The organism is Rhodococcus sp. S3 (genome assembly GCF_058211795.1).
In genome coordinates this window covers 1,480,830-1,503,708 of the sequence record NZ_CM177074.1, presented here as the reverse complement: position 1 = coordinate 1,503,708, position 22,879 = coordinate 1,480,830, and the positions used below count along the sequence as shown (strand labels likewise).

Below are 22,879 nucleotides of genomic sequence, written 5' to 3'. Positions count from 1 at the left end.
AACTCGTGTCCACCTGCACTTTCTGCCTACATGTCGCTGATCGCTTCGAGCGGCGGCGTCTTCGCCGCACGCTGGCCGGGCCACAGCGCCGCGAGGACACCGATGATGCCGGACGCGACGAGCATGCCGACGACCTGCGACCACGGCACCGAGATGATGTCGAGTCCCTGATCAGCGAGGGTGCGCACGAACGCCCAGCCGAACGCGAGACCGAGCACGACACCCACGACCGCACCGAATACTGCGATGAGCAGCGACTCCAGGTAGATCGTGCGACGCACCTGGGCGCGTTGCATACCGACGGCGCGGAGCATGCCGATCTCCCGCCGCCGTTCCACCACCGACAGTGCCAGGGTGTTGACGATGCCGAGGATGGCGATGACCACGGCGAGGGCGAGCAGGCCGTAGAGGATCGCGAGGAGCATGTCGATCTGCTGCGCCTGCTGTCCCTTGAACTGCTCACGGTCGAGGACCTGCACGATCACGTAGTCCTTGACCGCCTCCTCGATCGACGCGCGCACGGTCTCCGGATCGGCACCGTCGACGGTGTTCATGAGGACGACGAGCGCCGACCGGTTGTTCGGCGGCGTGAACTGCTCGAACAGCTGCTGCGAGACGACCCACGGACCGATCAGCTGGTTGTCGGTGAAGATGCCGGCGACGGTGGTGTCGACGGTGTCGCCGTCGCGGCTGGTGAGCGGAACGGTGGAGCCCACCTCCCAGCCGCGGTCGTCCGCCGAGGTCTGCGAGACGAGGATCTCGTTCCCGGTCACCTCGAAGGCACCCGCGACCATGTCCAGGTCGAGAACGTCCTGGAGGGGTCCGCCCGCTCCGGTGCCGAACTCGAAGTCCTCGTCGATCTTGGCCTGCACGCCGTAGGCGGGCACGACCTCCTCGACGCCGTCCACCCCGCGGACCGCCTCGGCGGCGGGGGCCGGGACGCCGAACATCTGCGGCCCGGTGAGCATGAAGTCCGCTTCGACACCGTTGTCGACGAGCGCGTCGACACTGGCCTTCGCCGACGACCCGAACACACCGATGACGGAGACGAGCATCAGACCCAGGGTGAGGGCGAAGGCGGTCGCGGCGGTGCGACGTGGATTGCGGGTCGCGTTGGTGCGCGCGAGACGGCCGATCGCCCCGAAGGGCCGGGCGAAGACCGCGCCGAGCGCGTTCACGACGGGTCGGGACAACGCCGGTGCCGCGAACAGCACCGACAGGATCAGCAGGAAGGCACCGATACCGACGGTCGCGGCCGCGCCACCACCGACCTGCTGTGCGCCCACCACGACGAGCGCCGCACCGACGATCGCGCAGAGCACACCGATGATCGTGCGGATGCGCAGCGACTCGACGGTCGCCGTGGATTCCTCGCGCATCGCGGCGACGGGCGGAACATGGGTCGCGCGCCGCGCCGGGGCGTAGGCGCTGACCATCGTCACGACCACGCCGACGAGCAGCGCGACGATCACGGTGCGCGGGGACAGCTGCAGCGGCCCGGACGGCAGTCCGAGATCCGCGGCGTTCAGTGCCGCGCGCAGACCGTAGGCGAGGGCGACGCCCGCGGCGATACCGATGATGCTGCCGATCAGGCCGACGACGAAGGCCTCGAGGGTGACCGACCGGCCGACCTGCTTGCGGCTCGCGCCGATCGCGCGGAGCAGGGCGAGTTCGCGCAGTCGCTGGGCGACGATCATCGAGAAGGTGTTGTAGATGATGAACGTGCCGACGAGCAGTGCGATCGCGCCGAACGCGAGCAGGAAGTAGTTGAGGAAGTTCAGAGCCTCGGCGACCTGCGACTTGGTCTCCTCGGTGACCTCGGCTCCGGTCTGCACCTTCAGATCGGGCAGCGCCGCCGCGATCTCGTCGCGCAGCTGCTCGGGCGAGAGCGAACCGTCGCCCGCGACGTCGAGGAAGCCGACGTGCCGGCCGTCGGTGAACAACTGGGAGGCCTGTTCCTCGGTGAACAACGCACCGATGTAGCCGCCGGTGTCGGTCTCGAGTTCGTAGATGCCGCTGACGGTCACCGGCACCATGCCCTGCGAGATGGTGAGCACGGTCGTGCTGTCGCCGATCGAGAGATCACCGCGTTCGGCCGCGCTCTCGTTGAGCGCGATCTGCCCGCTCTCCGCCGGCGGTCCACCGGCCACGAAGGTCTCCGGATCGCCGACGAGACGGTCGGGCGGGATGTAGGCGTAGCCCTCGGCGGGTGCGCCTCCGGTCTGGATCGCGGCGCCCTCGGAGTCGAGGACGATGATGCCGCCCCCGATCGACGGGGACGTGCGCTCGACGCCGGGGAGGGCGGCGACCTGGTCCACGGCCTCGATCGGGACACCGCTGGTGCCGTACTGCTCGGTGCTGACGCGGACGTCGACGCCCTGGGCGACGTCGCCGAAGATGCCGTCGAAGGTGCGCTGGAGCGTGTCGGTGAAGACGAACGAACCGGTGATGAAGGCCGTGCCGAGCACCACGGAGAGCACGGTCAGGGCGAGCCGCACCTTGTGTGCGGCGAGGTTGCGCAGGGCAACCCTGCGGATGGGATTCCCACTCATCGCGGTGTCTCCTATTCCGCCACGGGAGCCGCGGAGGCGGGATCGAACTGCTTCATCCGGTCGAGCACACGTTCGGCCGTCGGTTCGCGCATCTCGTCGACGATGCGTCCGTCGCCGAGGAACACCACGCGGTCGGCGTAGCCGGCGGCACGCGGGTCGTGGGTGACGATCACGACGGTCTGGTCGAACTCGTCGACGGCCGCGCGCAGGATGGACAGCACCTCACCGGACGAACGCGAGTCGAGGTTGCCGGTCGGCTCGTCGCCGAAGATGATCTCGGGCCGGCCCGCGAGGGCACGCGCGCACGCGACACGCTGCTGCTGGCCACCGGACAGTTCGCCGGGACGGTGTCCGAGACGGTCGGTGAGACCCAGACGGGTGACGACGGTGTCGAGCCATTCCTGATCGACCTTGCGGCCCGCGATGTCCACCGGGAGGGTGATGTTCTCGAGCGCGGTGAGGGTGGGGACGAGGTTGAACGCCTGGAAGACGAAGCCGATGCGGTCGCGCCGCAGCTGGGTCATCCCCTTGTCGGACAGGGTCGTCAGATCGGTGTCGCCGATGAAGACCGCTCCGGAGGTCGCGCTGTCGAGACCTGCGAGGCAGTGCATGAGAGTCGACTTGCCCGATCCGGAGGGACCCATGATCGCGGTGAACTCACCGGCGGCGAAATCCGCGGTCACACCGTCGAGGGCGTGTACCGCGGTTTCTCCGGTGCCGTAGATCTTCTTCAGGTCCTGGGCGCGGGCTGCTGGGGCCGAGTGCAGTGGCATGCACCCATCTTCCCGGTGCCGGGACCACTGCACCATCGGGGAGGACCCCGATCTTCGATTCGGGGATACGGGTGTATGCCGGGGCGGTGGCTCAGGCCCAGCGTGCCTGGCCTCCGTCCAGCGGGATCGTCGCGCCGGTGAGATAGCGTGCGTCGTCGCTCACAATCCACGCCACGGCGCGCCCGATGTCCTGCTCGGGGTCGCCGATGCGGCGGAGCGGGATGGTTTGCACGAACTCGGCGGCCTCCTCCGGGTTCGTCTCCGTCCACCATTTCAGGCCGGGCGACAGGGCGTGCGGGGCGATGGCGTTGACGCGGATGCCGTCGGTCCCCCATTCCGCTGCCGCGGTACGGGTGAGCGACCGCAGCGCCTCCTTGGTCGAGGCGTAGCCGCCGTAGCCGCTCATGTCCCAGCGCACCGCCGCGGAGGTGACCATGTTGACGATCGATCCGCCGCCGCGTTCCTTCATGATCGGGTGGACGAGCTGCATGGCGTGCAGCGCCGCGAGCGGACCCGAGCGGTACGCCTTCTCCAGCACGGCCGGCTTCAGGTCGAGCAGCGGCCCGAGCGGATTGAAGCTCGCATTGTTGACGAGGATGTCGACACCTCCGAACGCCCCGACCGTCCGGTCCACCGCGGCGGCGATCGCCTCCGGATCGGCGATGTCGCACACGACCGGCTCGGCGATGCCACCGAACGCGCGGATCTGCTCGGCGGTGTCGATCAGCTTCGATTCGGTCCGGCCGGCGACCGCGATGGCCACGCCTTCGCGGGCCAGCGCGAACGCGACCCCCTGACCGATCCCCTGACCTGCGCCGGTGATCAGCGCGACCCTGCCGTCGAGTTTCCCGCCTTCGAGTGTGCCCATGCGAGGAGTCGAGCAGATTCCGGGCACGTCCGGGTGTTGCGGTCCCGGTCGGCGGGACACTGCCCTAACCTGTGGCACATGCGGATAGGTGCGCACGTCCGGCAGGACGACGATCCCATCGGGCAGGGCGAGCATCTCGGTGCCGATCTGGTGCAGGTGTTCCTGTCGGACCCGCAGAAGTGGACGAAGCCCGGTGAGCATCCGCGCACCGAGGAGATCCTCGCGTCGGACGTCGACGTGGTGGTGCACTCGCCGTACGTCATCAACGTGGCGAGCCTGAACAACAGGGTGCGGATGCCGTCGCGCAAGGCCGTCGCCGACCACGCCGAGGCGGCCGCGCGGATCGGCGCGCTCGGGCTGGTGGTCCACGGCGGGCACGTCCGCGCGGGTGAGGACGTCGCCGCCGGGGTGGAGAACTGGCGCAAGCTGTTCGAACGGCAGGAGGACAAGGGCGGGTTCGGGGTGCCGATCCTCGTCGAGAACACCGCGGGCGGCGACTTCGCGATGGCCCGCTACATCGACGCGATCGGACGTCTGTGGGACGCCATCGGCGACTACGGTCCCGGCTTCTGCCTCGACACCTGCCACGCCTGGGCGGCCGGGGAGGATCTCGTCGGTGTCGTCGAACGGGTGCGTGCGGTCACCGGGCGGATCGACCTGGTGCACCTGAACAATTCGCGTGACGAGTTCGATTCGGCCCGCGACCGGCACGCCAATCTCGCCGACGGGCAGATCGATCCGCAGTTGCTCGCGGAGATCGCGGTGGCGGCCGACGCACCGATCGTGCTCGAGACCCCGGCGGAGGGACTCGCCGACGACATCGCCTTCCTGCGCGAGCACGCATCCCGCGCCTGAGTACGACCGCAGGTCCCTACGGGCGGGACGACTCGGCGCCCCACTGTTGCGTACCGCCCCACTGCTGCGTACCCACCACGCGCAGCAACGCGAGCGACTCCGCGGCAGGGGTACCGGGCGCGGCCGAGTAGACGATGACGGATTGGTCGACGTCGGGCACGTGCAGGGTGTCGCAATCGAGGACGATCGGCCCCAGGGCCGGGTGGTTCACGGTCTTGGTGTGCGTGCGCCACCCACCCGGCTCGGCCGTCGCCCAGAGCTCCGCGAAGTGCTCGGACCCGCTCCGTAATTCGTCGATCAGCTCCTGCAGTCCCGAATCACGGGGATAACGTGCTGACGCGGACCGCAGGCTCGCGACCGACTGGTGCGCCGTCGCCGCGAACTCCGCCTCCGTGCCGCCGACACTGCTGAGCGGTGGGTCCGCGTCGTCGGGCAGGAACCGCAGCCGGTGGATGTTGCGCCGCTCGGGCGCCACGGCCGACCAGTCGCCGTGCAGTGCCGACGCCATCGCGTTCCACGCGAGTACGTCCCCTTTCGCGCTCATCACCACCACCGGGAGGTCCGCGAACCGGTCGATCAGGCGCAGCACGCTCGGTCGGACGTGCATGTCGATCGTGCCCGGGCCGGGTGGGGAGACCCCGGCGAGGTGGAACAGCTGGTTCCGCCCGTCGAGGTCGAGTCGCAGCGCCCGGGCGAGGGCACCGAGGACCTGCACCGACGGGACCGGGCCTCTCCCCTGTTCGAGGCGCACGACGTAGTCGACGCTGATCCCGGCGAGCATCGCGACCTCCTCGCGGCGGAGCCCCGGAGTTCGGCGGCGTCGGCCGGAGGGCAACCCGACGTCGCCCGGATCCACCCGTTCGCGGGCCCGCCGGAGCGCTGCTGCAAGCTCGGTGCGATCGACACTCACATCGACCAGCATGACCTGTGGTCCGGCGGTATGGGTAGGACCGCCGATCCCACGATCGTCACGTCCTGGCACGGGCCGCCGCGGGCTCCGATGGTGGAATCCATGACAACGCAGAATTCCACGCAACCGTCCCTGTCCGTTCTCGTCACCGGTGCGACCGGTGGACTGGGTTCCGAGACCTCACGCCGTCTCGCCGCAGCCGGTCATACCGTCTGGATGGGCGTGCGCGACACCCACGCCGGCGAGGAGACCGCCGCGAAGATCCGGGCCGACCACCCCGACGCCGATCTGCGGGTCGTCGAACTCGACGTGACCGACGACGAATCCGTCACCGCCGCACACAATGTCGTGAGCGCGTCGGCAACAGGCCTGGACGTGCTCGTCAACAATGCCGGGATCCTCGGCAACTTCGGCGATCCCGTCGACACCGTTCCCGCCGACTTCCTCCCGGTCTTCGGGGTGAACCTGCTCGGACCGGTCCGCGTCACCCACACCTTCCTGTCGCTGCTCCGCCGGTCGTCGACACCTCGGCTGGTGATGGTGTCGAGCGGCATGGGATCGTTCGCCGTCACCTCCGATCCGCAGCGGGTCGAATCCACCCTGCCCGGCCTGGTGTACACCTCGTCGAAGGCGGCCCTCAACATGGTGACCACGATGTACGCCAAGGCATTGCCCGACGTGCGTGTCGTGGCCGTGGACCCGGGGTACACCGCGACGGCACTCAACGGCTTCTCCGGCACCCAGTCGGTGGAGGAGGGCACCGACGCCATCCTGACGGCCTGCTTCGCCGAGACCCTCGAGGGCCTGTTCGTCGACCGCCACGGCGTCGTGCCGTGGTGATCCGATCGACCGTCACGTCTCCGGCATGTCGCCGGTCAGATAGCGCTGCACGGTGGGGGCGACGATCCCGACGAGCTGCTCCGACGGCATCGACGCGAGCGGTTCGAGTCCGATGATGTAGCGCACCAGCATGATCCCGGTCATCTGGGTGGCCACCAGTTCGGCCCGCAGCCGACCGGTGCCGACGGGACGGTCGATACGCTCGAACAGCGGTGCGAGCGCGACTTCCAGCAGGAACGAGCGGATCAGACCGCTGTCGCCCCCGGCGATCTGCGCACGGAACATCGCCACGGCCGCGTCGCGATGCGGGGAGTCCCACACACCGAGAAGGGCGGTCGTGAGGGCACGACCGAGATCCTCGGGCGGCGCCGCGTAGACGGGGGCGAGGACGTCGCGCGGATCGACCGGCAGCGCGATGGACGCGGTGAACAGTTGCAGCTTGGTGCCGAAGTAGTGGTGCACGAGTGCCGGGTCCACCCCGGCACGGGCTGCGACCGCACGCACGGTCGTCTTGTCGAAGCCGTTGGCGGCGAACAGTTCCCGGGCGCTCGCGAGGATGTCGTCGCGCGCGCCCGAGTTCCCGGGACGGCGGCCGGGGCGTCGCGTCCCGGCCTCGCTCGTCACGGGGTGCGGCGGCGCAGTGTCGCCGCACCGAGCGCGAGGGCCGCGGCGGCGAACGCCGCGACGACGATCAGATCCCGCACCATGACGCCGGTGATCCCCGGGTTCACGGTGATCTCCTGCAGGGCCTCCACCGCGTAGCTCAACGGCAGTGCGTTGCTGATCCAGCGCAGCCAGTCGGGCAGATCGTCCCGGGCGACGAGCAACCCGCACAGCAGGAACTGCGGAATGACGATCACCGGCATGAACTGCACGGCCTGGAACTCGGTGCGGGCGAAGGCGCTGCACAGCAGCCCCAGGGAGACCCCGAGGACGGCGACGAGAACCGCGACGACCAGCACCCACGACACCGATCCGGCGCTGGTGACATCGAGCAACCAGAAGGCCACCACACATGCGAGGCCGGCCTGGACGGCCGCCGCGAGCGAGAAGGCGCTGCCGTAACCGGCGAGCAGGTCGAGTTTCGTCAGCGGTGTGGTGAGAAGCCGTTCGAGGGTGCCCGAACTGCGTTCGCGTTGCATCGCGATGGAGGTGACCAGGAACATCACGACGAACGGGAGGATCCCGAGCATCGTGACGGCGATCCGGTCGAACAGCGAGACTCCGCCCGGACCGGTGGGGGCGTTCTGGTACATGAAGTACAGCAGCGTCATCAGCAGGCTCGGGACGAGCACGATCATCGCGACGGTGCGATGGTCGGCCCGCAGCTGACGCAGGATGCGGGTGGTCGTGGTGGCATAGATGACGGCGCTCACGGTCGTGCTCCCGTCCGGTTCCGGATGAGTCGGAGAAAGGCGTTCTCGAGGCCCGTTTCCCCCGTCTGTTCGCGCAGTTCGGCCGGGGTCAGCTGGGCGACCAGCCGGCCTTCGCGCAGGAGGACGAGCTCGTCGCAGTGGTCGGCCTCGTCCATGACGTGGCTCGACACGAGCAGGGTGGTGCCGCGGTCGGCGAGTGCGCGGAAGTGCTCCCACAGTTCGGCGCGCAGCAACGGGTCGAGTCCGACGGTGGGTTCGTCGAGCACGAGCAGTTCGGGATCGCCCACGAGTGCACACGCGAGCGACACCCGGCCGAGCTGGCCGCCGGAGAGGGCCGCCGTCCGGTTGCCGGCGTGGTCGGTGAGCCCGACCGCCGCGAGGGTGTCGGTGACCGCGGCGCCCTTCCGCCCGTAGAGGGAGGCGAAACAGGAGACGTTCTCGGTGACGGTCAGGTCGGGGTAGACGCTCGGCGACTGGGTGACGTAACCGATGCGGCGGCGCAGTTCGGCGCTGCCCGCGCGCAGGCCCAGCACCGTGACCGTGCCGGATTCGACGATCTGGGTGCCGACGATCGTGCGCATCAGGGTGGTCTTCCCGCAGCCCGAGGGCCCGAGCAGTCCGGTGATCGACCCGCGCGGGACGCGCACGCTCACGTCCTCGAGAGCTCGGTGGGTGCCACGCCGGACATGCAGGTCGCGGATGTCGACGGCGTCGGAGATGTGGTCGATGGTCATGGTCCACTCAATTCATCGAGTGTTGAAATCATCCTCGGATGAATTGTGCGCCTCACGTCTCGATCCGGTCAACCTCCGCGAGCGTCGCCAGGGACCGCCGGGAGCTCCGACGTACCATGAGCCCCATGAAGCACACGCGTCTCGCTCTGGCCGTCACCGCAACAGCACTGGTCCTGGCGGGATGCTCCGCCGGCGGCGACGAGCCCGCGCCCTCCCCCGCCGTCTCGGTCGACACGCCGACGTCCTCGGCTCCCGAGACCACCACCTTCGACGAGGTCCCGCGCGACGCGCGCGAGAAGGTCTCCCCGGCCGGAGAGGGCGCGAAACTCACCGTCGTCGACATCCGCACCGGACGTCACGAGGGCTTCGATCGCGTGGTCTACGAACTCGGCGGCGAGGGCACACCGGGATGGCGGGTCGGCTACGTCGACGAGGCGCTCCAGCAGGGCAGCGGCAACGAGGTCCCCGTCGCCGGCGACGCCGTGCTGCAGGTGCTCATCGACGGCTCGGCCTATCCGTTCGACAGCGGTGTCGAGCAGTACGACGGCCCGGATCCCGTGCTCGCCGATGCCGGCGGATCCGTGGTGGAGGTCAGCGGGTCCGGTGTCTTCGAAGGTGTCACCCAATCGTTCATCGGCGTCGCCGCGCACGGCACCCCGTTCTCGGTGTACTCCCTCACCGGGCCGACCCGCGTGGTGATCGACGTGGCCCGCTGACGCCTCGTCCTGTCGTGGCGCGAGCCTAGGCTTGACCTCGAGCGCACTCGAGGTCCTAGCCTCGGCTGCGACCCGAGGAGGCCGACACCATGAGCATGGAAGTCACCGCGTGGAACGCGATGTACAACGCGATGCACGCCGAGAGCGACCGCAGGCCGTTCGCCCGAGCGAGCCTGCGGCGGATCGCGGAGTTCGCCCGGCCGCACCGCCGCAACATCACCTTCTATCTCGTCCTGAGCGTGACCATCGCGGCGCTCGGCGTCGCGACACCGGTGCTCGCGGGGCGGGTGATCGACGCGATCGTCGACGGTGCCGCGGTCTCGGTCGTGGTGCTGCTCGCGGTGATCATCGCCGCGATCGCACTGATCGAGGCCGGCCTCGGGATCGCGAACCGCTGGTTGTCGGCGAGCATCGGCGAGGATCTCATCCTCGATCTGCGCACCACGGTCTTCGACCATGTGCAGCGCATGCCGGTCGCCTTCTTCACGAGAACCCGTACGGGCGCGCTCGTCTCGCGCCTGAACAACGACGTCATCGGTGCGCAGCGCGCCTTCAGCGACACCCTGTCCGGCGTGGTCGGCAACATCGTCACCCTCGCGATCACCCTGGTGGTGATGGTCGGGATCTCCTGGCAGATCACACTTCTCGCATTGCTGCTGCTCCCGATCTTCGTGGTCCCTGCCCGGCACATGGGTGCCCGGCTCGCGCAGCTCAGCCGGGAGGCGGCCAACCACAACTCGGTGATGAACACGCAGATGACCGAACGGTTCTCGGCTCCGGGCGCCACCCTGGTCAAGCTGTTCGGCCGTCCGGCGCAGGAGTCGAGGGAGTTCGCCGTCCGGGCGAAGCGGGTCCGCGACATCGGGGTGCGCACCGCGATGCTGCAGAGCGTGTTCGTCACGGCCCTGACACTGGTGTCCGCGCTCGCGCTCGCGCTCGTCTACGGCCTCGGCGGCTTCTATGCCCTGCGCGATCAGCTCGATCCCGGTTCGGTGGTCGCGATGGCGATGCTCCTCACTCGCCTGTACTCGCCGCTGACGGCGCTGGCCAGTGCCCGCATGGACGTCATGAGTGCGATGGTGAGCTTCGAGCGGGTCTTCGAGATCCTGGATCTGAAGCCGCTGATCGAGCAGTCGCCCGACGCCCGGCCGGTGCCCGGCGGCCCGGTCGCAGTGGAACTCCGGGACGTCGCCTTCGCGTATCCGTCCGCCGACAAGGTCTCGCTCGCCTCCCTCGAGGAGGTTGCGGTGCTCGATTCGCGGGGCGGCGAAGAGGTGCTGCACGACGTGTCGTTCCGCGTGGAACCGGGCCGGATGGTCGCGCTGGTCGGATCGTCCGGTGCAGGCAAATCGACCATCGCCCAACTGATCCCGCGACTGTACGATGTCGATTCCGGTGCCGTGCTGCTCGGCGGAGCGGACGTCCGCGAACTCACCGCGGATTCGATCCGCGCGACGGTGGGGCTCGTCACCCAGGACGGTCACCTGTTCCACGACACGGTCCGCAACAACCTGCTGCTCGCCCGCCCCGAAGCAGGCGAGGACGAACTGTGGGACGCCCTGCGTCGCGCACGCCTCGAGCCCCTGATCGCGTCGTTGCCGAACGGACTCGACACGGTCGTCGGCGAACGCGGCTACCGCCTGTCGGGTGGTGAACGTCAGCGACTGACGATCGCGCGGCTGCTGCTGGCCCATCCGCGGGTGGTGATCCTGGACGAGGCCACCGCCCATCTCGATTCGACCTCGGAGGCCGCCGTGCAGGAGGCGTTGACCGAGGCACTCGAAGGTCGCACCTCGGTGGTCATCGCACACCGTCTGTCGACCATCCGCGCCGCCGACGAGATCCTGGTCGTCGAGGCCGGACGCATCGTCGAACGCGGCAACCACGACGATCTCCTGGCGGCGGGCGGCCGCTACGCGGAGCTGTACCGCACGCAGTTCGCCGATTCGGGACCGAAGGTGTCGGCGGGAGCCCCCATACTCGACGCATGAGCGCCCGAGAACACGACCTGTTGCTGAAGTTGCTCTCCAACCAGTTCGACGCCCTGCGCAACGCGCTGTCGGGCCTGACCGAGGATCAGGCCCGCAGCGCGCCGAGCGCATCGTCGATGAGCCTGGCGTCGCTGGTCAACCATCTCGTCGACGGTCTCGTCGCCACGGACGGCCGGATCCGAGGCGACAACCCTCGCGACGCCGACCCGGTCGCGGCGTGGCAGGCCGGGTGGCGGGTCGAGGAGAGCGAGACGGTCGCCGACCAGCTCGCCCGTCTCGACGCCGAGGCCGAGCGGTTCGCCGCGACGGTTCACGGCGAAGCCGATCTCGGCCGGGTCGTCGAGATCTCCCCCGGCGTCGCGCAGTGGCTCGATCAGGGCGAACCGTTCACAGTCCGGTTCCTGATCCTGCATCAGATCGAGGAGTGGGCCCGCCACGCCGGGCACGCCGACATCATCCGCGAGTCGATCGACGGAGCCACCGCCGACGTCCTGGCGCAACGGACGAGCTGACGGCCGTCAGTCGCGGTAACCGCCGCGACCACCACGGTCGTTGCGGTCGCTGCGGTGTGTGAAGTCGCCGGAGCGGCCACCACGGCTGTCGCCGTACTCGCGCTTGCCGCCGCGGTCGCGCTTGCCGTGATCGCGCCGGTCTCCCCCGCGTCGATCGTCGCCGCGACGGTCGTCGCGTCCGCGATACGAGCTCGGACGTCCGGACGGTGCGCCGGAGTCGGGCTGCAGCTGGATGAGCACACCCGAGATGCGGGTCGAGCGCAGTGCCTCGAGGGTCTGCGGCGACAGATCCTTCGGCAGCTCGACGAGGCTGTGATCGGCACGGATGCTGATGTGCCCGAAATCGCCGCGGCGCAGCCCGCCCTCGTTGGCGATGGCACCGACGATCGCACCGGGCTGCACGCGGTGACGCTTGCCCACGGCGATGCGGTAGGTGGTCATCTCCTGGCCGTCGCGACCGACCTTCGGCCCGTCGTCGAAGCGACGCGGCGGACGCTCGCGCTGTTCGCGCTCGCGGCGCTGCGGAACGAACGGCTCGGGATCGGCCTCCATGAGGAACGACTCGCCGTCGCGCGACAGCACCGCCAGCGCGGCGGCGATGTCGGCGAGGGGCACGTCGTGCTCGCGCTCGTAGTCCTCGATGAACGTGCGGAACAGCTGCAGGTGATCGGAGGCGAGCGCCTCGGTGATCGAGTCGTTGAACTTCGACACGCGCTGGGCGTTGACGTCCTCGACGGTGGGCAGCTGCATCTCGGCGAGCGGCTGGCGGGTGGCCCGCTCGATCGCCTTGAGCAGGTGGCGCTCGCGCGGAGCGACGAAGAGCAGCGCGTCGCCGGTGCGGCCGGCGCGGCCCGTGCGGCCGATGCGGTGCACGTACGACTCGGTGTCGTGCGGGATGTCGTAGTTGACGACGTGGCTGATGCGCTCGACGTCGAGACCACGCGCGGCGACGTCGGTGGCGACGAGGATGTCGAGCGTGCCGTTCTTGAGCTGGTTGATCGTGCGCTCGCGCTGGGCCTGCACGATGTCGCCGTTGATCGCGGCCGCGGAGAAACCGCGGGCCCGCAACCGCTCGGCCAGGTCTTCGGTGGCCTGCTTCGTGCGCACGAAGATGATCATGGCCTCGAAGGTCTCGACCTCGAGGACCCGGGTCAGCGCGTCGAGCTTGCGCTGATGGGAGACGAGAACCCAGCGCTGGGAGATGTTCGCCGACGTCGTCGTCTTCGACTTGACGGTGATCTCCTGCGGATCCTTCAGGTACTGCTTCGACAGCCGTCGGATCGCGCCCGGCATGGTCGCGGAGAACAGCGCGACCTGCTTGGTGTCGGGGGTGTCGGCGAGGATGCGCTCGACGTCCTCCTGGAAGCCCATGGTGAGCATCTCGTCGGCCTCGTCGAGGACGAGGAATTCGAGCTCGGAGATGTCGAGGGTGCCCTTGGCGAGGTGATCGATCACACGTCCGGGGGTACCGACGATGACCTGGGCGCCGCGGCGGAGACCGGACAGCTGTACACCGTATGCCTGGCCACCGTAGATGGGCAGGACGTTCAGGCCCGGGATATGGACGGAATACTTACCGAAAGCCTCCGCGACCTGCAGCGCGAGCTCTCGGGTGGGCGCCAGCACCAGCGCCTGGGGCCGCTTCACGGAGGTGTCGATACGCGAGAGGATCGGCACTGCGAAGGCGGCGGTCTTGCCGGTGCCGGTCTGAGCGAGACCGACGACGTCCCGTCCCTCCAGCAGCGGTGGGATGGTCGCCGCCTGGATCGGCGACGGGGACTCGTAACCCACATCCGAAAGAGCTTGCAGCACACGGGCGTCGATGTCGAGATCGGCAAACGTGAGAGCTGCGGTCTCCTGGTCGGGGGCGTCTTGAATTTCACTCATTTGACCAGCAGTTTATCGGATGAACCCACCTCTTCGCGCCCGGACCCGGCCACGACCTGGGCTCGAGCGCGCAGATAATGACACACCCCACCCCGTCTGCGACATCCGGGGCGCGTCACACTGGGCGGGTTCCGTGTCCCCGACCGAAGGATTCCACAGTGACGGCCACCCCCTCCGCGCAGGCATCCACGACGCCCCCGTCCGTCGCCGATTCCGGCATTCCGACCCACTGGTACAACATCGTCGGCGACCTCGAGGTGGCCCCGCCGCCGCACCTGCACCCCGGCACCCGCGAACCGATCACCGCCGACGATCTGGCGCCGCTGTTCGCCTCGGGACTGATCGAGCAGGAACTGTCGACCGAGACCGACATCGAGATCCCGGAGGCCGTGCTCGAGGTCTACGCCGGATACCGCACCACTCCCCTGTTCCGCGCCCGCTCGTTCGAGAAGGCACTCGGCACCCCGGCCCGCATCTACGTCAAGTACGAAGGTGTGAGCCCGGTGGGCAGCCACAAGGTGAACTCGGCGGTGGCCCAGGCGTACTACAACTCGCTCGACGGCGTCACCCGACTGACGACGGAAACCGGTGCGGGCCAGTGGGGTTCGGCCCTGTCGTTCGCGTGCGCGAAGTTCGGTATCGATCTCGAGGTGTGGCAGGTCCGCGCCTCCTACGATTCGAAGCCCTACCGCCGCTTCCTCATCGAGACCTACGGCGGCACAGTGCATCCCAGCCCGTCCGATCTGACGGAGGCCGGTCGCGCCGTCCTCGCCGAGCACCCGGACACACCCGGCTCGCTCGGCATCGCGGTCTCGGAGGCCGTGGAGGTCGCGGTGAAGGACGCCGCCGCCCGCTACACCCTCGGCAGCGTGCTCAACCACGTGGTGCTGCACCAGACCGTCATCGGACTCGAGGCCGTGGAGCAGCTGCGGGCCGCGGGTGAGGACCAGGCCGACGTGGTCTTCGGTTGCGCGGGCGGCGGTTCGAACCTCGCCGGCCTGTCGTTCCCGTTCCTGCGCGAGGTCATCCACGAGCGGGCGACCACGCGTGTCGTCGCCGTCGAGCCCGCGGCGTGCCCGTCGATCACCCGCGGTGAGTACCGCTACGACCACGGCGACATCGCGGGTCTGACGCCGCTGCTGAAGATGCACACCCTCGGCCAGGACTTCATCCCGGATCCGATCCACGCCGGCGGGCTGCGGTACCACGGCATGGCGCCGCTGCTCAGCCACACGGTCGAGCTCGGCTACGTGCAGGGACAGTCCGTGGCACAGACCGACGCCTTTTCCGCGGCGGTGCTCTTCGCCCGCAACGAGGGCATCGTGCCGGCGCCGGAGTCGTCACACGCGATCGCGGCGGCCGCGGAGTATGCGCGCGGCCTCACCGAGCCCGAGGTGATCGTGATCGGCCTGTCCGGCCACGGCCAGCTCGATCTGCCCGCCTACCACTCCTACATGTCGGGCGAGCTCGACTGAGATCCCCGTCGGTCCGTCCGGGCGGCGAATGCTCGCCCGCCCGGGCGGACCGTCCCATACTGGACGTGTGCGGTACGCCACGCGCGAGGAGGCGGGCCGGCGACTCGCCCGGTCGGCCGGGCACCTGCGTGACGCCGACCTGGTGGTTCTCGCACTTCCCCGCGGCGGCATCCCCGTCGCCCGCGAACTCGCCGCCGCCCTCGACGCCCCACTGGACGTCCTCGTCGTCCGCAAGCTGGGCGTGCCCTGGCATCCGGAACTCGCGATGGGCGCGATCGCCGAAGGCCCGGACCTCGAGTCCGGGGAGCCGACAGACGGCGTCTTCCGCGTCCTCAACGAGGACGTGATCCGGCGCGGGCGGATAGCCCCCGAATCCGTGGACAACATCGAGAGGCGCGAACTCGCCGAACTGGCCCGCCGCGCCGATTTCCTGCGCGCCGGTCGCGCCCGCATACCACTGGAGGGCCGCACGGCGGTCATCGTCGACGACGGGGTGGCCACGGGCGCGACGGCGGCGGTGGCCTGTCTCGCCGCGCGCGCATCCGGCGCCACCCGCGTGATCCTCGCGGTGCCGGTGGCCTCCCCGGAGGCGTTGCGCCGTGTGGGCCGGGCGGCCGACGAGGTGATCTGCCCGTGGACGCCGGTGGACACCGACAGCGTCGGCGCTGCGTACGCCGATTTCCATCAACTCGACGACGACGAGGCCGTCCGCCTCCTCCGCGATACCGGTACTTCGGGTACCGGAAAAGCCGACGAGACTATCCGATAGTGGTAATCCTCGTTACCGGCGGGTAGCATTGTTACGTAGATCACTGCTTATCGGACTGTAAAAAAAGGGCAAATCGGTCCGAGGGGTAATGCATTTCCCGATGACATGTGATGCAATGCACACCGACAGTATCTAACGATGGAGGGGTCACAGTGAGTGAGATTGCCGTGCCACAGTCGTTCTCGATCCCCGAGAACACGTCGATGGCCGACAGCGTCTTCCGCCACGAGAAGGAGTCGCCGGAGTTCGTGCCGTTCGAGCGGCTGGTCGACGGCAAGTGGGTTCCCGTCACCGCGCGCCAGTTCGCATCCGAGGTACGCGCCGTGGCGAAGGGCCTGATGGCGTCGGGCATCGAGCTCGGCGACCGCGTCGCGGTGCTGGCAGCGACCCGCTACGAGTGGGTGCTCCTCGACTACGCCATCTGGACCGCGGGCGGTGCCACCGTCGCGATCTACGAGACGTCGTCGGCCGACCAGGCCCAGTGGATCCTCGAGGACTCCGGGACCAAGCTGCTCATCGTCGAGAACTCCGGTCACGTCGACACCGTCCGCGAGGTCGCCGAGAACGCCCCGACCGTGCGCGAGGTCCTGCAGATCGAACCCGCGCCGGGCGGCAAGAGCGCGGTCGACGAGCTCATCGCACGCGGCACGGCGGTCACCGACGAGCAGGTCGAGGAACGGCGCAACTCGGTCACGGCCGAATCCGCGGCGACCCTCATCTACACCTCCGGCACCACGGGCCGGCCGAAGGGCGTGCAGCTCAAGCACCGTCACTTCGCCTCCGAGTCCGCCGCCTGCGGTCTCGCCCTGCCCGACTCGATGCACGAGGGTCAGCGCACCCTGCTGTTCATCCCGATGGCGCACGTCTTCGCTCGCCTGATCTCCTTCGCGGCCTTCGACAGCAAGGTCACCGTGGGCCACACCTCCGACCTGTCGACGCTGCTCGACCAGTTCGCGGTCTTCAAGCCGAACTTCATCCTGTCGGTGCCCCGCGTGTTCGAGAAGGTCTACAACTCGGCGAAGCAGAAGGCCTACGACGGCGGCAAGGGCAAGATCTTCGAGAAGGCCTCCGAGGTCGCGATCGAGTACAGCAAGGCACTCGAGAACGGCGGCCCCGGCCTCGCCCTGAAGATCCAGCACTTCGTCTTCGACAAGCTGGTCTACGGCAAGCTCAAGGCCGCGCTCGGCGGCAACGTCACCCGGGCCGTCTCGGGCGGTGCCGCACTCGGCTCACGTCTCGGTCACTTCTTCCGCGGTGTCGGCGTCACCATCTACGAGGGCTACGGCCTGACGGAGACCACCGGCGGCATCATCATGAACACCCCCGCCGCCCAGAAGATCGGCACCGTCGGCAAGCCGTTCAACGGCTGCGCCGCGAAGATCGCCGAGGACGGCGAACTGCTGCTCAAGGGCCCCCAGGTGTTCGACGGCTACTGGCAGAACGACAAGGCCACCGACGAAGCCATCCGCGACGGCTGGTTCCACACCGGCGACATCGGTGCGATCGACGAGGACGGCTTCATCTCGATCACCGGCCGCAAGAAGGAACTGATCGTCACCGCGGGCGGCAAGAACGTCGCACCGGCGGTCCTCGAGGACTCGCTGCGCGCCCACCCGCTGATCAGCCAGGTCATCGTGGTCGGCGATTCCAAGCCGTTCGTCGGCGCGCTGATCACCCTCGACCCGGAGGCACTGCCGGGCTGGCTCGAGCGCCACAACCTGCCGGCGGGCACGACGGTCGCGGAACTGATCAAGAACCCCGACCTGATCGCCGAGATTGACGAGGCCGTCGCCGAGACCAACAAGAAGGTCTCGAAGGCCGAGTCGATCCGCAAGTACCGCATCCTCGAGACCGACTTCAGCATCGAGAGCGGTGAGCTGACCCCGACGCTCAAGCTCAAGCGGAACATCATCCACGACAAGCACGGCGCCGAGATCGCAGCGATCTACAACTGACGCTCCGAACACCACCGGGCCCCTCGCAACCGCCACCGCGAGGGGCCCGGTGGTCTTCCGGGGACTGCGGTGTCAGACGGACAGGCCGCCCACGAACTCGGCGACGTCCGAGGTCACCCTGCGATGGACGGGCTCGTGGAGCAGGTCGTGACCGGCATCGGGATAGTCGAGCAACTGCGCCCGCGGCACCGCCGCCGCCCAGGCGCGCACCGGATCGATCGGGGCGAGCCGGTCGTCGACGCCGTGGACCAGCAGGACCGGCAGGTCGCTCGCACGAAGGGCTTCGGCCGTCGCCGGCAGCGCCGCGGTGCGCGGCGTACCGCACAGGACGACACCCGCGAAACGGGTACCGCCGGAGACGCCCCTGCTCAGCGCCGTCAGGACGGTGGCCGCACCGAGCGAGTGCCCCATCGCCACCAGGGGCAGACCCGACTCGGAGGCGATCCCGGCGAGCACGCCGAAGTCCTCGGCATGGCGCCCGACATCGCCCGGTGAACCGGGTTCTCCCTCCGACAGTCCGTGTCCGGCGAGGTCGAGACCCCACAGCGCGATGCCGTGGGTCGCGAGACCGGACGCGAAACGGTGGTAGTGCCCGGTGTGCTGCCCGAAGCCGTGGGCGAACACGACACCGGCACGCGCATCGTCGACCGGCCAAGACCGCCAGTGGACCCGGCCCACCGATCCGGGGAAGAACGTCAACGGCATGGACTCATTCTCGCCGGAGGCGAGAGGTCACCAGCAGCCGCCCTCGCCGCGGTAGGTGGGCGCCTCGGTGCGTCCGTGCTCGTCGACGAGATACACCCGGTCGAACCTCTCGCACAGTTCGCCGGCCTTCGCGTGGCGGAACCACACCCGTCCGCCGATGGGGATCGACGCGGCCGCGCGACCGCGCACCGGGGTCTGCACCTCCCCCGCGCCTTCCGTCCCCAGCAGCTTCAGTCCCGCGGGGCGGACCGGACGCGGGACCCGCGAGACCCCGGGCGGGCCGGATGCGATGTAGCCGCCGCCGAACAGCGTCGTGATCGACGGGGCCGGTTTCCGCACCGCGGGCAGCGCGAAGAACATCGACGGCTTCGGCGTGAACGCGCGGTAGCCGTCGAACAGGGTGGGGACGTACAGTCCCGATCCCGCCGTGGCCTCGGTGACGACCCGGTCGGCGGTGGTCACCTCGAGCGAGCCGGTGCCGCCGCCGTTGACCAGTTCGAGTCCGCCCACGACCGCTCGGACCGCCTCGACCACGGCGCGTCGGCGCGAAGCGAGTTCTCGCGCCGACAGACCCTTGACGAGCCGGACCGGCAACGAGGAGTCGGGCAGACCCGCGATCTGGGCCTCGTAGAACATCACGCCGACGACATCGAACCCGGCGGACTCGGCGCGACGGGCCAGCTCGGCCGCGGTCTCCGGGGTGCGTATCGGCGAACGCCGCACCCCGAGGTGGACCGGGCCCACTCGCAGCGACGCATCGATGTCCAGGCAGACCCTCGGGCGGAAGTCGTTCTCCCCCACTGCCTCACGAGCTGCCTCGTGGATGACGCGGAGATGCTCCGCCGAATCGATCATGAGCGTGATCGCCTGTGCCGCTTCGGGCGACGCCGCGAGACGCCCGAGTGCCGTCCGGTCGACCGTCGGATATCCCATCAGGATGTCGCGGGCGCCGTGCTCGACGAGCCACAGGGCCTCGCGCAGCGAATACGCCATGATGCCGCGAAAACCGCCGCGGGCGGTCAGTTCCGGGCCCAGGACCTCGGACAGGACGGCGCGGCACCGCACCGATTTGCTCGCGACCCGCACGGGCACACCGTTCGCGCGGCGGATCAGGTCGTCGGCGTTGCGCCGCAGGGTGGGCAGATCGACGGCGGCGAACGGCGGGTCGAGGTCGGCCGTCGCCGCCTGCACCCGGTCGAGGGCGTCGTCGTGAGCGGAAGCAGCACGGAGCACGGGCGATCCCTTCGGAAAAGGTCGGGTCGGGTCAGGAACGTTCTACGGCACGGGTCGCGATGATGTCGGCGACGACTCCCAGTTCGGTCGTGGCCGCGTCGCCGTCCCGATCGACGAGCCACCGGAGTACGACTCCGTCGAGCACGGACAACGACAGTCGTGCGAGCGTCTCGGTGGGCAGCGACCATTCGACACCGCACCGCTCGGCACAGGAGTCGAGGAACAACCGGGCCTGCTCGTCCATCAGGCGGTACTGCTCGATGGCGATGTCGCCGCCGGCGGGACTGCCGTCGGTGCGCTGCCGGAGCGAGTAGGCGGTGATCTCGTAGGTGAGGGTCTGCAACCCCGGCGTGGATTCGATCGCCGACCACATGGCACGAAGACCGGTGTGAAGCATCGAGCGGAGACAGTCGACGCCGCCGGCCTGCTGCGTGTCGACGGGCACGTCGAAGGCCGCATGCATGGCCCCGGCGAGTTCGCCCACGACGGCGTTCGCCATGGCGACGACGAGGGCTTCCTTGCTGTCGAAACAGTAGTGGACGACGCCCAGTGACACTCCGGCCTTCTCGGCGACGGCGCGGACCGTGACGGCCCCGACTCCCCCACCTTCCGCCAGTTCCAGTGCTGCACCCACGAGTTGGGCGCGGCGCTCGTCAGCAGGCAACCGATTCGGCATGACCTGATGGTAGAGGTCGGGAAAGATTCGCGAGCAGGAGTTGACTTGGACGCTCGTCCAGGTCGAAGATGAGGCATGGCCACCTGGCGCAACTGGGCGCGTACCGAGCGCGCGACACCCCGCCGTTTCGAGACTCCCGGCAGCGTCGACGACCTCGCGCGCGTCGTCGTCCGCGCCTCCGAGCGAGGCGAACACGTCAAGGCCGTGGGCGCCGGGCACTCGTTCACCGGCGCGGCCGTCACCGACGGCACGCTGATCTCGCTCGACCGGATGTCCGGTCTCGTCGCGGTGGAACCGTCGGCCACCGGCGCGCGCGTCACCGTGCGGGCAGGGACGCGACTGCACGACCTGAGCGACCTGCTGTGGACGCAGGGCCTCGCCGTACCGAATCTCGGCGACATCGACGTCCAGTCCGTCGCCGGCGCGATCTCGACCGGCACCCACGGCACCGGTGCGACCTTCCGCGGACTGGCGGCAGCCGTGTGCGGTGCGACGATCGTGCTCGCCGACGGCCGGATCGTCGACTGCTCCCCCGAACACGAACCCGACCTGTTCGAGGCCGCGCGGCTCGGCCTCGGCGCTCTCGGCGTGCTCGCGACCGTGACGCTCGACTGCGTCCCCGCGTTCCGTCTGCGCGCGGAGGAAGCACCCTCGTCGCTCCGCACGACACTCACCGCCCTCGACGAACTGCGCAGCGGTGTCGACCATTTCGAGTTCTACTGGTTCCCGCACACCGACGGCGTGCTCGTCAAACGCAATACCCGACTCCCCGGCGAGGCACCGGTGCAGCCGGTCGGGCGGGTGCGCACCCTCCTCGACGACGAACTGCTCTCCAACGGCGCGTTCGCACTCTTCCAGCAGGTCGGGACGCGAGTTCCGGCCACCATCCCGGCGCTGAACCGGGTCGCGTCACGGGCGTTGTCCCCGCGCACCTTCGTCGACCGCAGCTACCGGGTGTTCGCCTCCATCCGCCGGGTGCGGTTCCGGGAGATGGAGTACGCGCTCCCCGCCGAGCACCTGCCCGAGGTCCTGCGCGAGATCGATGCGTGGCTGCAGCGCAAGGACGTTCGCGTCGGTTTTCCGGTGGAGGTGCGGTTCGCGCAGGGTGACGACGTGTGGTTGTCGACGGCCCACGGCCGCGACACCGCCTATGTGGCCGTGCACCAGTACCATCGGCGCGACCACGCGGCCTACTTCGACGGTGTCGAGCCGATCCTGCGTGCGGCGCAGGGACGCCCGCACTGGGGCAAGCTCCACTCCCTCACCGCCGACGACCTGCGCGAGCTCTATCCCCGGTTCGACGACTTCCTCGCCGTGCGCGACCGCGTGGATCCGCACCGCACCTTCACGAACCCGTATCTGCGCCGCGTCCTGGGCGAGTGACGCCCGGGCAAACGCCGGTGGCACAGTGACGACGCTGGCGATCGGGCTGGTCGGGGGCTGCGCGGCCGCGTACCGGGTACGCACCCGGCCGTCGATCAGCTATGACGGGTTGATCCTGGAAACCGCCGTGGGACAAATCCCTGTCGATCTGCTCCGGCAATGGCTTCGCGGACCGGACGTGCTGCTCGCCGCGGCGTGGCTGGCTGCGTTGTTCAGCTGAGTGCCGATCAGGACGAGGGCCGGCCGGTGCTGCTTAAGATGATCAGGCGGGCTTACTCTCCCAGGAGCCGGTCGAGGGACAGCTGCTGTGCCGGCTCCGACGATTGTGGGTCGACGGCCCATACCTTCCCGGCGACGATCCAGATCCGCCCGTCGCCGTCGTAGGACACCTCCGGGTACGGCGAATGAATCACCAGACGGCGTTGCAGAGCAAAGGTGGCCGGATCGAGAATCGACAGCAGGCAGTGCCAATCGCTATAGGGGTTCGGCTCGATCCTCCGATCATCACCCGCGGGATGCACGACCCATACCCACGGCCCGACCGTTCCGGCCGAACTTCCCCTGATCCCAGGGGATTCGACCTCACCCACGGTCAGATCCGGACAGATCGGCACCCACTGCCCTCGGGGATCGACCAACCACGCAGGTTCGCCTCCGACGATGACTGTG

General features: G+C 69.2%; 22 protein-coding genes. 10 read left to right on the top strand and 12 right to left on the bottom strand.

The window, feature by feature from the left end:
* Positions 1-26 precede the first annotated feature (26 nt).
* From AC0LPE_RS07085 to AC0LPE_RS07075, 3 genes are all read right to left on the bottom strand, one after another.
* Positions 27-2,552, bottom strand: coding sequence for an ABC transporter permease (locus tag AC0LPE_RS07085; RefSeq protein WP_160874774.1), 2,526 nt, complete (start codon positions 2,550-2,552; stop codon positions 27-29).
* An 11-nt stretch (positions 2,553-2,563) separates the two neighbouring features.
* Positions 2,564-3,325 (bottom strand): ABC transporter ATP-binding protein, encoded by a 762-nt coding sequence (locus tag AC0LPE_RS07080; RefSeq protein WP_160874776.1) that lies wholly within the window; start codon positions 3,323-3,325, stop codon positions 2,564-2,566.
* A gap of 91 nt (positions 3,326-3,416) precedes the next feature.
* Positions 3,417-4,193, bottom strand: coding sequence for an SDR family NAD(P)-dependent oxidoreductase (locus AC0LPE_RS07075; protein WP_160874778.1), 777 nt, complete (start codon positions 4,191-4,193; stop codon positions 3,417-3,419).
* Positions 4,194-4,271: 78 nt separating this feature from the next.
* On the opposite strand from AC0LPE_RS07075, the gene AC0LPE_RS07070 reads away from it, so the two are divergent.
* Positions 4,272-5,048, top strand: a complete 777-nt coding sequence (locus AC0LPE_RS07070) for a deoxyribonuclease IV (RefSeq protein WP_016691974.1) — start codon at positions 4,272-4,274, stop codon at positions 5,046-5,048.
* A 16-nt stretch (positions 5,049-5,064) separates the two neighbouring features.
* Here AC0LPE_RS07070 and AC0LPE_RS07065 read toward each other — a convergent pair whose 3' ends face one another.
* Positions 5,065-5,958: a helix-turn-helix domain-containing protein gene (locus AC0LPE_RS07065; protein ID WP_253249933.1), complete on the bottom strand. Its 894-nt coding sequence runs from the start codon at positions 5,956-5,958 to the stop codon at positions 5,065-5,067.
* Between the two features lie 102 nt (positions 5,959-6,060).
* Between AC0LPE_RS07065 and AC0LPE_RS07060 the strand changes: the two genes are divergently transcribed.
* Positions 6,061-6,798: an SDR family NAD(P)-dependent oxidoreductase gene (locus AC0LPE_RS07060; protein ID WP_490605888.1), complete on the top strand. Its 738-nt coding sequence runs from the start codon at positions 6,061-6,063 to the stop codon at positions 6,796-6,798.
* Positions 6,799-6,810: 12 nt separating this feature from the next.
* On the opposite strand, the gene AC0LPE_RS07055 is transcribed toward AC0LPE_RS07060, so the two are convergent.
* The 3 genes from AC0LPE_RS07055 to AC0LPE_RS07045 are packed head-to-tail and all read right to left on the bottom strand — an operon-like array spanning position 6,811 to position 8,908.
* Positions 6,811-7,422, bottom strand: coding sequence for a TetR/AcrR family transcriptional regulator (locus tag AC0LPE_RS07055; protein WP_490605887.1), 612 nt, complete (start codon positions 7,420-7,422; stop codon positions 6,811-6,813).
* On the bottom strand, positions 7,419-8,174 hold the full coding sequence (locus AC0LPE_RS07050; RefSeq protein ID WP_490605886.1) for an ABC transporter permease: 756 nt from the start codon (positions 8,172-8,174) through the stop codon (positions 7,419-7,421). Before AC0LPE_RS07050 ends, AC0LPE_RS07055 begins: the two co-directional genes overlap by 4 nt.
* Positions 8,171-8,908, bottom strand: coding sequence for an ABC transporter ATP-binding protein (locus tag AC0LPE_RS07045; protein WP_490605885.1), 738 nt, complete (start codon positions 8,906-8,908; stop codon positions 8,171-8,173). Before AC0LPE_RS07045 ends, AC0LPE_RS07050 begins: the two co-directional genes overlap by 4 nt.
* A 125-nt stretch (positions 8,909-9,033) precedes the next feature.
* Between AC0LPE_RS07045 and AC0LPE_RS07040 the strand changes: the two genes are divergently transcribed.
* The 3 genes from AC0LPE_RS07040 to AC0LPE_RS07030 all read left to right on the top strand — a co-directional run bounded on the left by AC0LPE_RS07040 (position 9,034) and on the right by AC0LPE_RS07030 (position 12,127).
* A complete protein-coding gene (locus AC0LPE_RS07040; protein WP_490605884.1) occupies positions 9,034-9,624 on the top strand; it encodes an AMIN-like domain-containing (lipo)protein in 591 nt (196 codons plus the stop codon).
* Positions 9,625-9,713: 89 nt separating this feature from the next.
* Positions 9,714-11,615, top strand: coding sequence for an ABC transporter ATP-binding protein (locus AC0LPE_RS07035; RefSeq protein ID WP_490605883.1), 1,902 nt, complete (start codon positions 9,714-9,716; stop codon positions 11,613-11,615).
* A complete protein-coding gene (locus AC0LPE_RS07030) occupies positions 11,612-12,127 on the top strand; it encodes a mycothiol transferase (RefSeq protein ID WP_016691982.1) in 516 nt (171 codons plus the stop codon). Before AC0LPE_RS07035 ends, AC0LPE_RS07030 begins: the two co-directional genes overlap by 4 nt.
* Positions 12,128-12,133: 6 nt before the next feature.
* On the opposite strand, the gene AC0LPE_RS07025 is transcribed toward AC0LPE_RS07030, so the two are convergent.
* Positions 12,134-14,014 (bottom strand): DEAD/DEAH box helicase, encoded by a 1,881-nt coding sequence (locus tag AC0LPE_RS07025; protein WP_145692643.1) that lies wholly within the window; start codon positions 14,012-14,014, stop codon positions 12,134-12,136.
* A 158-nt stretch (positions 14,015-14,172) separates the two neighbouring features.
* Here AC0LPE_RS07025 and AC0LPE_RS07020 point away from each other — a divergent pair, with 158 nt between their 5' ends.
* The 3 genes from AC0LPE_RS07020 (at position 14,173) to AC0LPE_RS07010 (ending at position 18,213) form a co-directional block, all read left to right on the top strand.
* Entirely contained in the window at positions 14,173-15,489 is a 1,317-nt protein-coding gene (locus AC0LPE_RS07020; protein WP_490605882.1) for a TrpB-like pyridoxal phosphate-dependent enzyme, read from the top strand.
* Between the two features lie 67 nt (positions 15,490-15,556).
* Positions 15,557-16,258 (top strand): phosphoribosyltransferase, encoded by a 702-nt coding sequence (locus tag AC0LPE_RS07015; protein WP_423660265.1) that lies wholly within the window; start codon positions 15,557-15,559, stop codon positions 16,256-16,258.
* 152 nt (positions 16,259-16,410) lie between these two features.
* Positions 16,411-18,213, top strand: coding sequence for an AMP-dependent synthetase/ligase (locus AC0LPE_RS07010; RefSeq protein ID WP_145692645.1), 1,803 nt, complete (start codon positions 16,411-16,413; stop codon positions 18,211-18,213).
* 72 nt (positions 18,214-18,285) lie between these two features.
* Here the strand turns inward: AC0LPE_RS07010 and AC0LPE_RS07005 are convergent, their stop codons facing one another.
* Genes AC0LPE_RS07005 through AC0LPE_RS06995 form a run of 3 tightly spaced genes read right to left on the bottom strand, consistent with a single transcriptional unit; the run spans position 18,286 to position 20,827 of the window.
* Complete coding sequence (locus tag AC0LPE_RS07005; protein ID WP_160874788.1) at positions 18,286-18,918, bottom strand: alpha/beta fold hydrolase; 633 nt, start codon at positions 18,916-18,918, stop codon at positions 18,286-18,288.
* Positions 18,919-18,945: 27 nt separating this feature from the next.
* Positions 18,946-20,151, bottom strand: coding sequence for an alanine racemase (locus AC0LPE_RS07000; protein ID WP_160874790.1), 1,206 nt, complete (start codon positions 20,149-20,151; stop codon positions 18,946-18,948).
* 31 nt (positions 20,152-20,182) lie between these two features.
* The gene (locus AC0LPE_RS06995; protein ID WP_026061099.1) at positions 20,183-20,827 is read right to left on the bottom strand and encodes a TetR/AcrR family transcriptional regulator; all 645 of its coding nucleotides are present in this window, start codon (positions 20,825-20,827) and stop codon (positions 20,183-20,185) included.
* 75 nt (positions 20,828-20,902) lie between these two features.
* Between AC0LPE_RS06995 and AC0LPE_RS06990 the strand changes: the two genes are divergently transcribed.
* Both AC0LPE_RS06990 and AC0LPE_RS06985 read left to right on the top strand, forming a co-directional pair.
* Positions 20,903-22,210 carry a D-arabinono-1,4-lactone oxidase gene (locus AC0LPE_RS06990; RefSeq protein ID WP_490605881.1) on the top strand — a complete coding sequence of 436 codons (1,308 nt, stop codon included), beginning with the start codon at positions 20,903-20,905 and terminating at the stop codon, positions 22,208-22,210.
* Positions 22,211-22,235: 25 nt separating this feature from the next.
* Positions 22,236-22,430 (top strand): hypothetical protein, encoded by a 195-nt coding sequence (locus tag AC0LPE_RS06985; protein ID WP_490605880.1) that lies wholly within the window; start codon positions 22,236-22,238, stop codon positions 22,428-22,430.
* 52 nt (positions 22,431-22,482) lie between these two features.
* Here AC0LPE_RS06985 and AC0LPE_RS06980 read toward each other — a convergent pair whose 3' ends face one another.
* Entirely contained in the window at positions 22,483-22,800 is a 318-nt protein-coding gene (locus tag AC0LPE_RS06980) for a hypothetical protein (RefSeq protein WP_490605879.1), read from the bottom strand.
* Between the last annotated feature and the right edge of the window lie 79 nt (positions 22,801-22,879).

What these genes read in the sequence shown, in the direction of transcription:
- AC0LPE_RS07030 (WP_016691982.1), top strand. Translation starts at nt 11,612, where the DNA reads ATGAGCGCCCGAGAACACGACCTGTTGCTGAAGTTGCTCTCCAACCAG.
- AC0LPE_RS07060 (WP_490605888.1), top strand. Translation starts at nt 6,061, where the DNA reads ATGACAACGCAGAATTCCACGCAACCGTCCCTGTCCGTTCTCGTCACC.
- AC0LPE_RS07045 (WP_490605885.1), bottom strand. Translation starts at nt 8,908, where the DNA reads ATGACCATCGACCACATCTCCGACGCCGTCGACATCCGCGACCTGCAT.
- AC0LPE_RS07080 (WP_160874776.1), bottom strand. Translation starts at nt 3,325, where the DNA reads ATGCCACTGCACTCGGCCCCAGCAGCCCGCGCCCAGGACCTGAAGAAG.
- AC0LPE_RS06990 (WP_490605881.1), top strand. Translation starts at nt 20,903, where the DNA reads ATGGCCACCTGGCGCAACTGGGCGCGTACCGAGCGCGCGACACCCCGC.
- AC0LPE_RS07035 (WP_490605883.1), top strand. Translation starts at nt 9,714, where the DNA reads ATGAGCATGGAAGTCACCGCGTGGAACGCGATGTACAACGCGATGCAC.
- AC0LPE_RS06995 (WP_026061099.1), bottom strand. Translation starts at nt 20,827, where the DNA reads ATGCCGAATCGGTTGCCTGCTGACGAGCGCCGCGCCCAACTCGTGGGT.
- AC0LPE_RS07075 (WP_160874778.1), bottom strand. Translation starts at nt 4,193, where the DNA reads ATGGGCACACTCGAAGGCGGGAAACTCGACGGCAGGGTCGCGCTGATC.
- AC0LPE_RS07040 (WP_490605884.1), top strand. Translation starts at nt 9,034, where the DNA reads ATGAAGCACACGCGTCTCGCTCTGGCCGTCACCGCAACAGCACTGGTC.
- AC0LPE_RS07085 (WP_160874774.1), bottom strand. Translation starts at nt 2,552, where the DNA reads ATGAGTGGGAATCCCATCCGCAGGGTTGCCCTGCGCAACCTCGCCGCA.
- AC0LPE_RS07025 (WP_145692643.1), bottom strand. Translation starts at nt 14,014, where the DNA reads ATGAGTGAAATTCAAGACGCCCCCGACCAGGAGACCGCAGCTCTCACG.
- AC0LPE_RS07005 (WP_160874788.1), bottom strand. Translation starts at nt 18,918, where the DNA reads ATGCCGTTGACGTTCTTCCCCGGATCGGTGGGCCGGGTCCACTGGCGG.
- AC0LPE_RS07070 (WP_016691974.1), top strand. Translation starts at nt 4,272, where the DNA reads ATGCGGATAGGTGCGCACGTCCGGCAGGACGACGATCCCATCGGGCAG.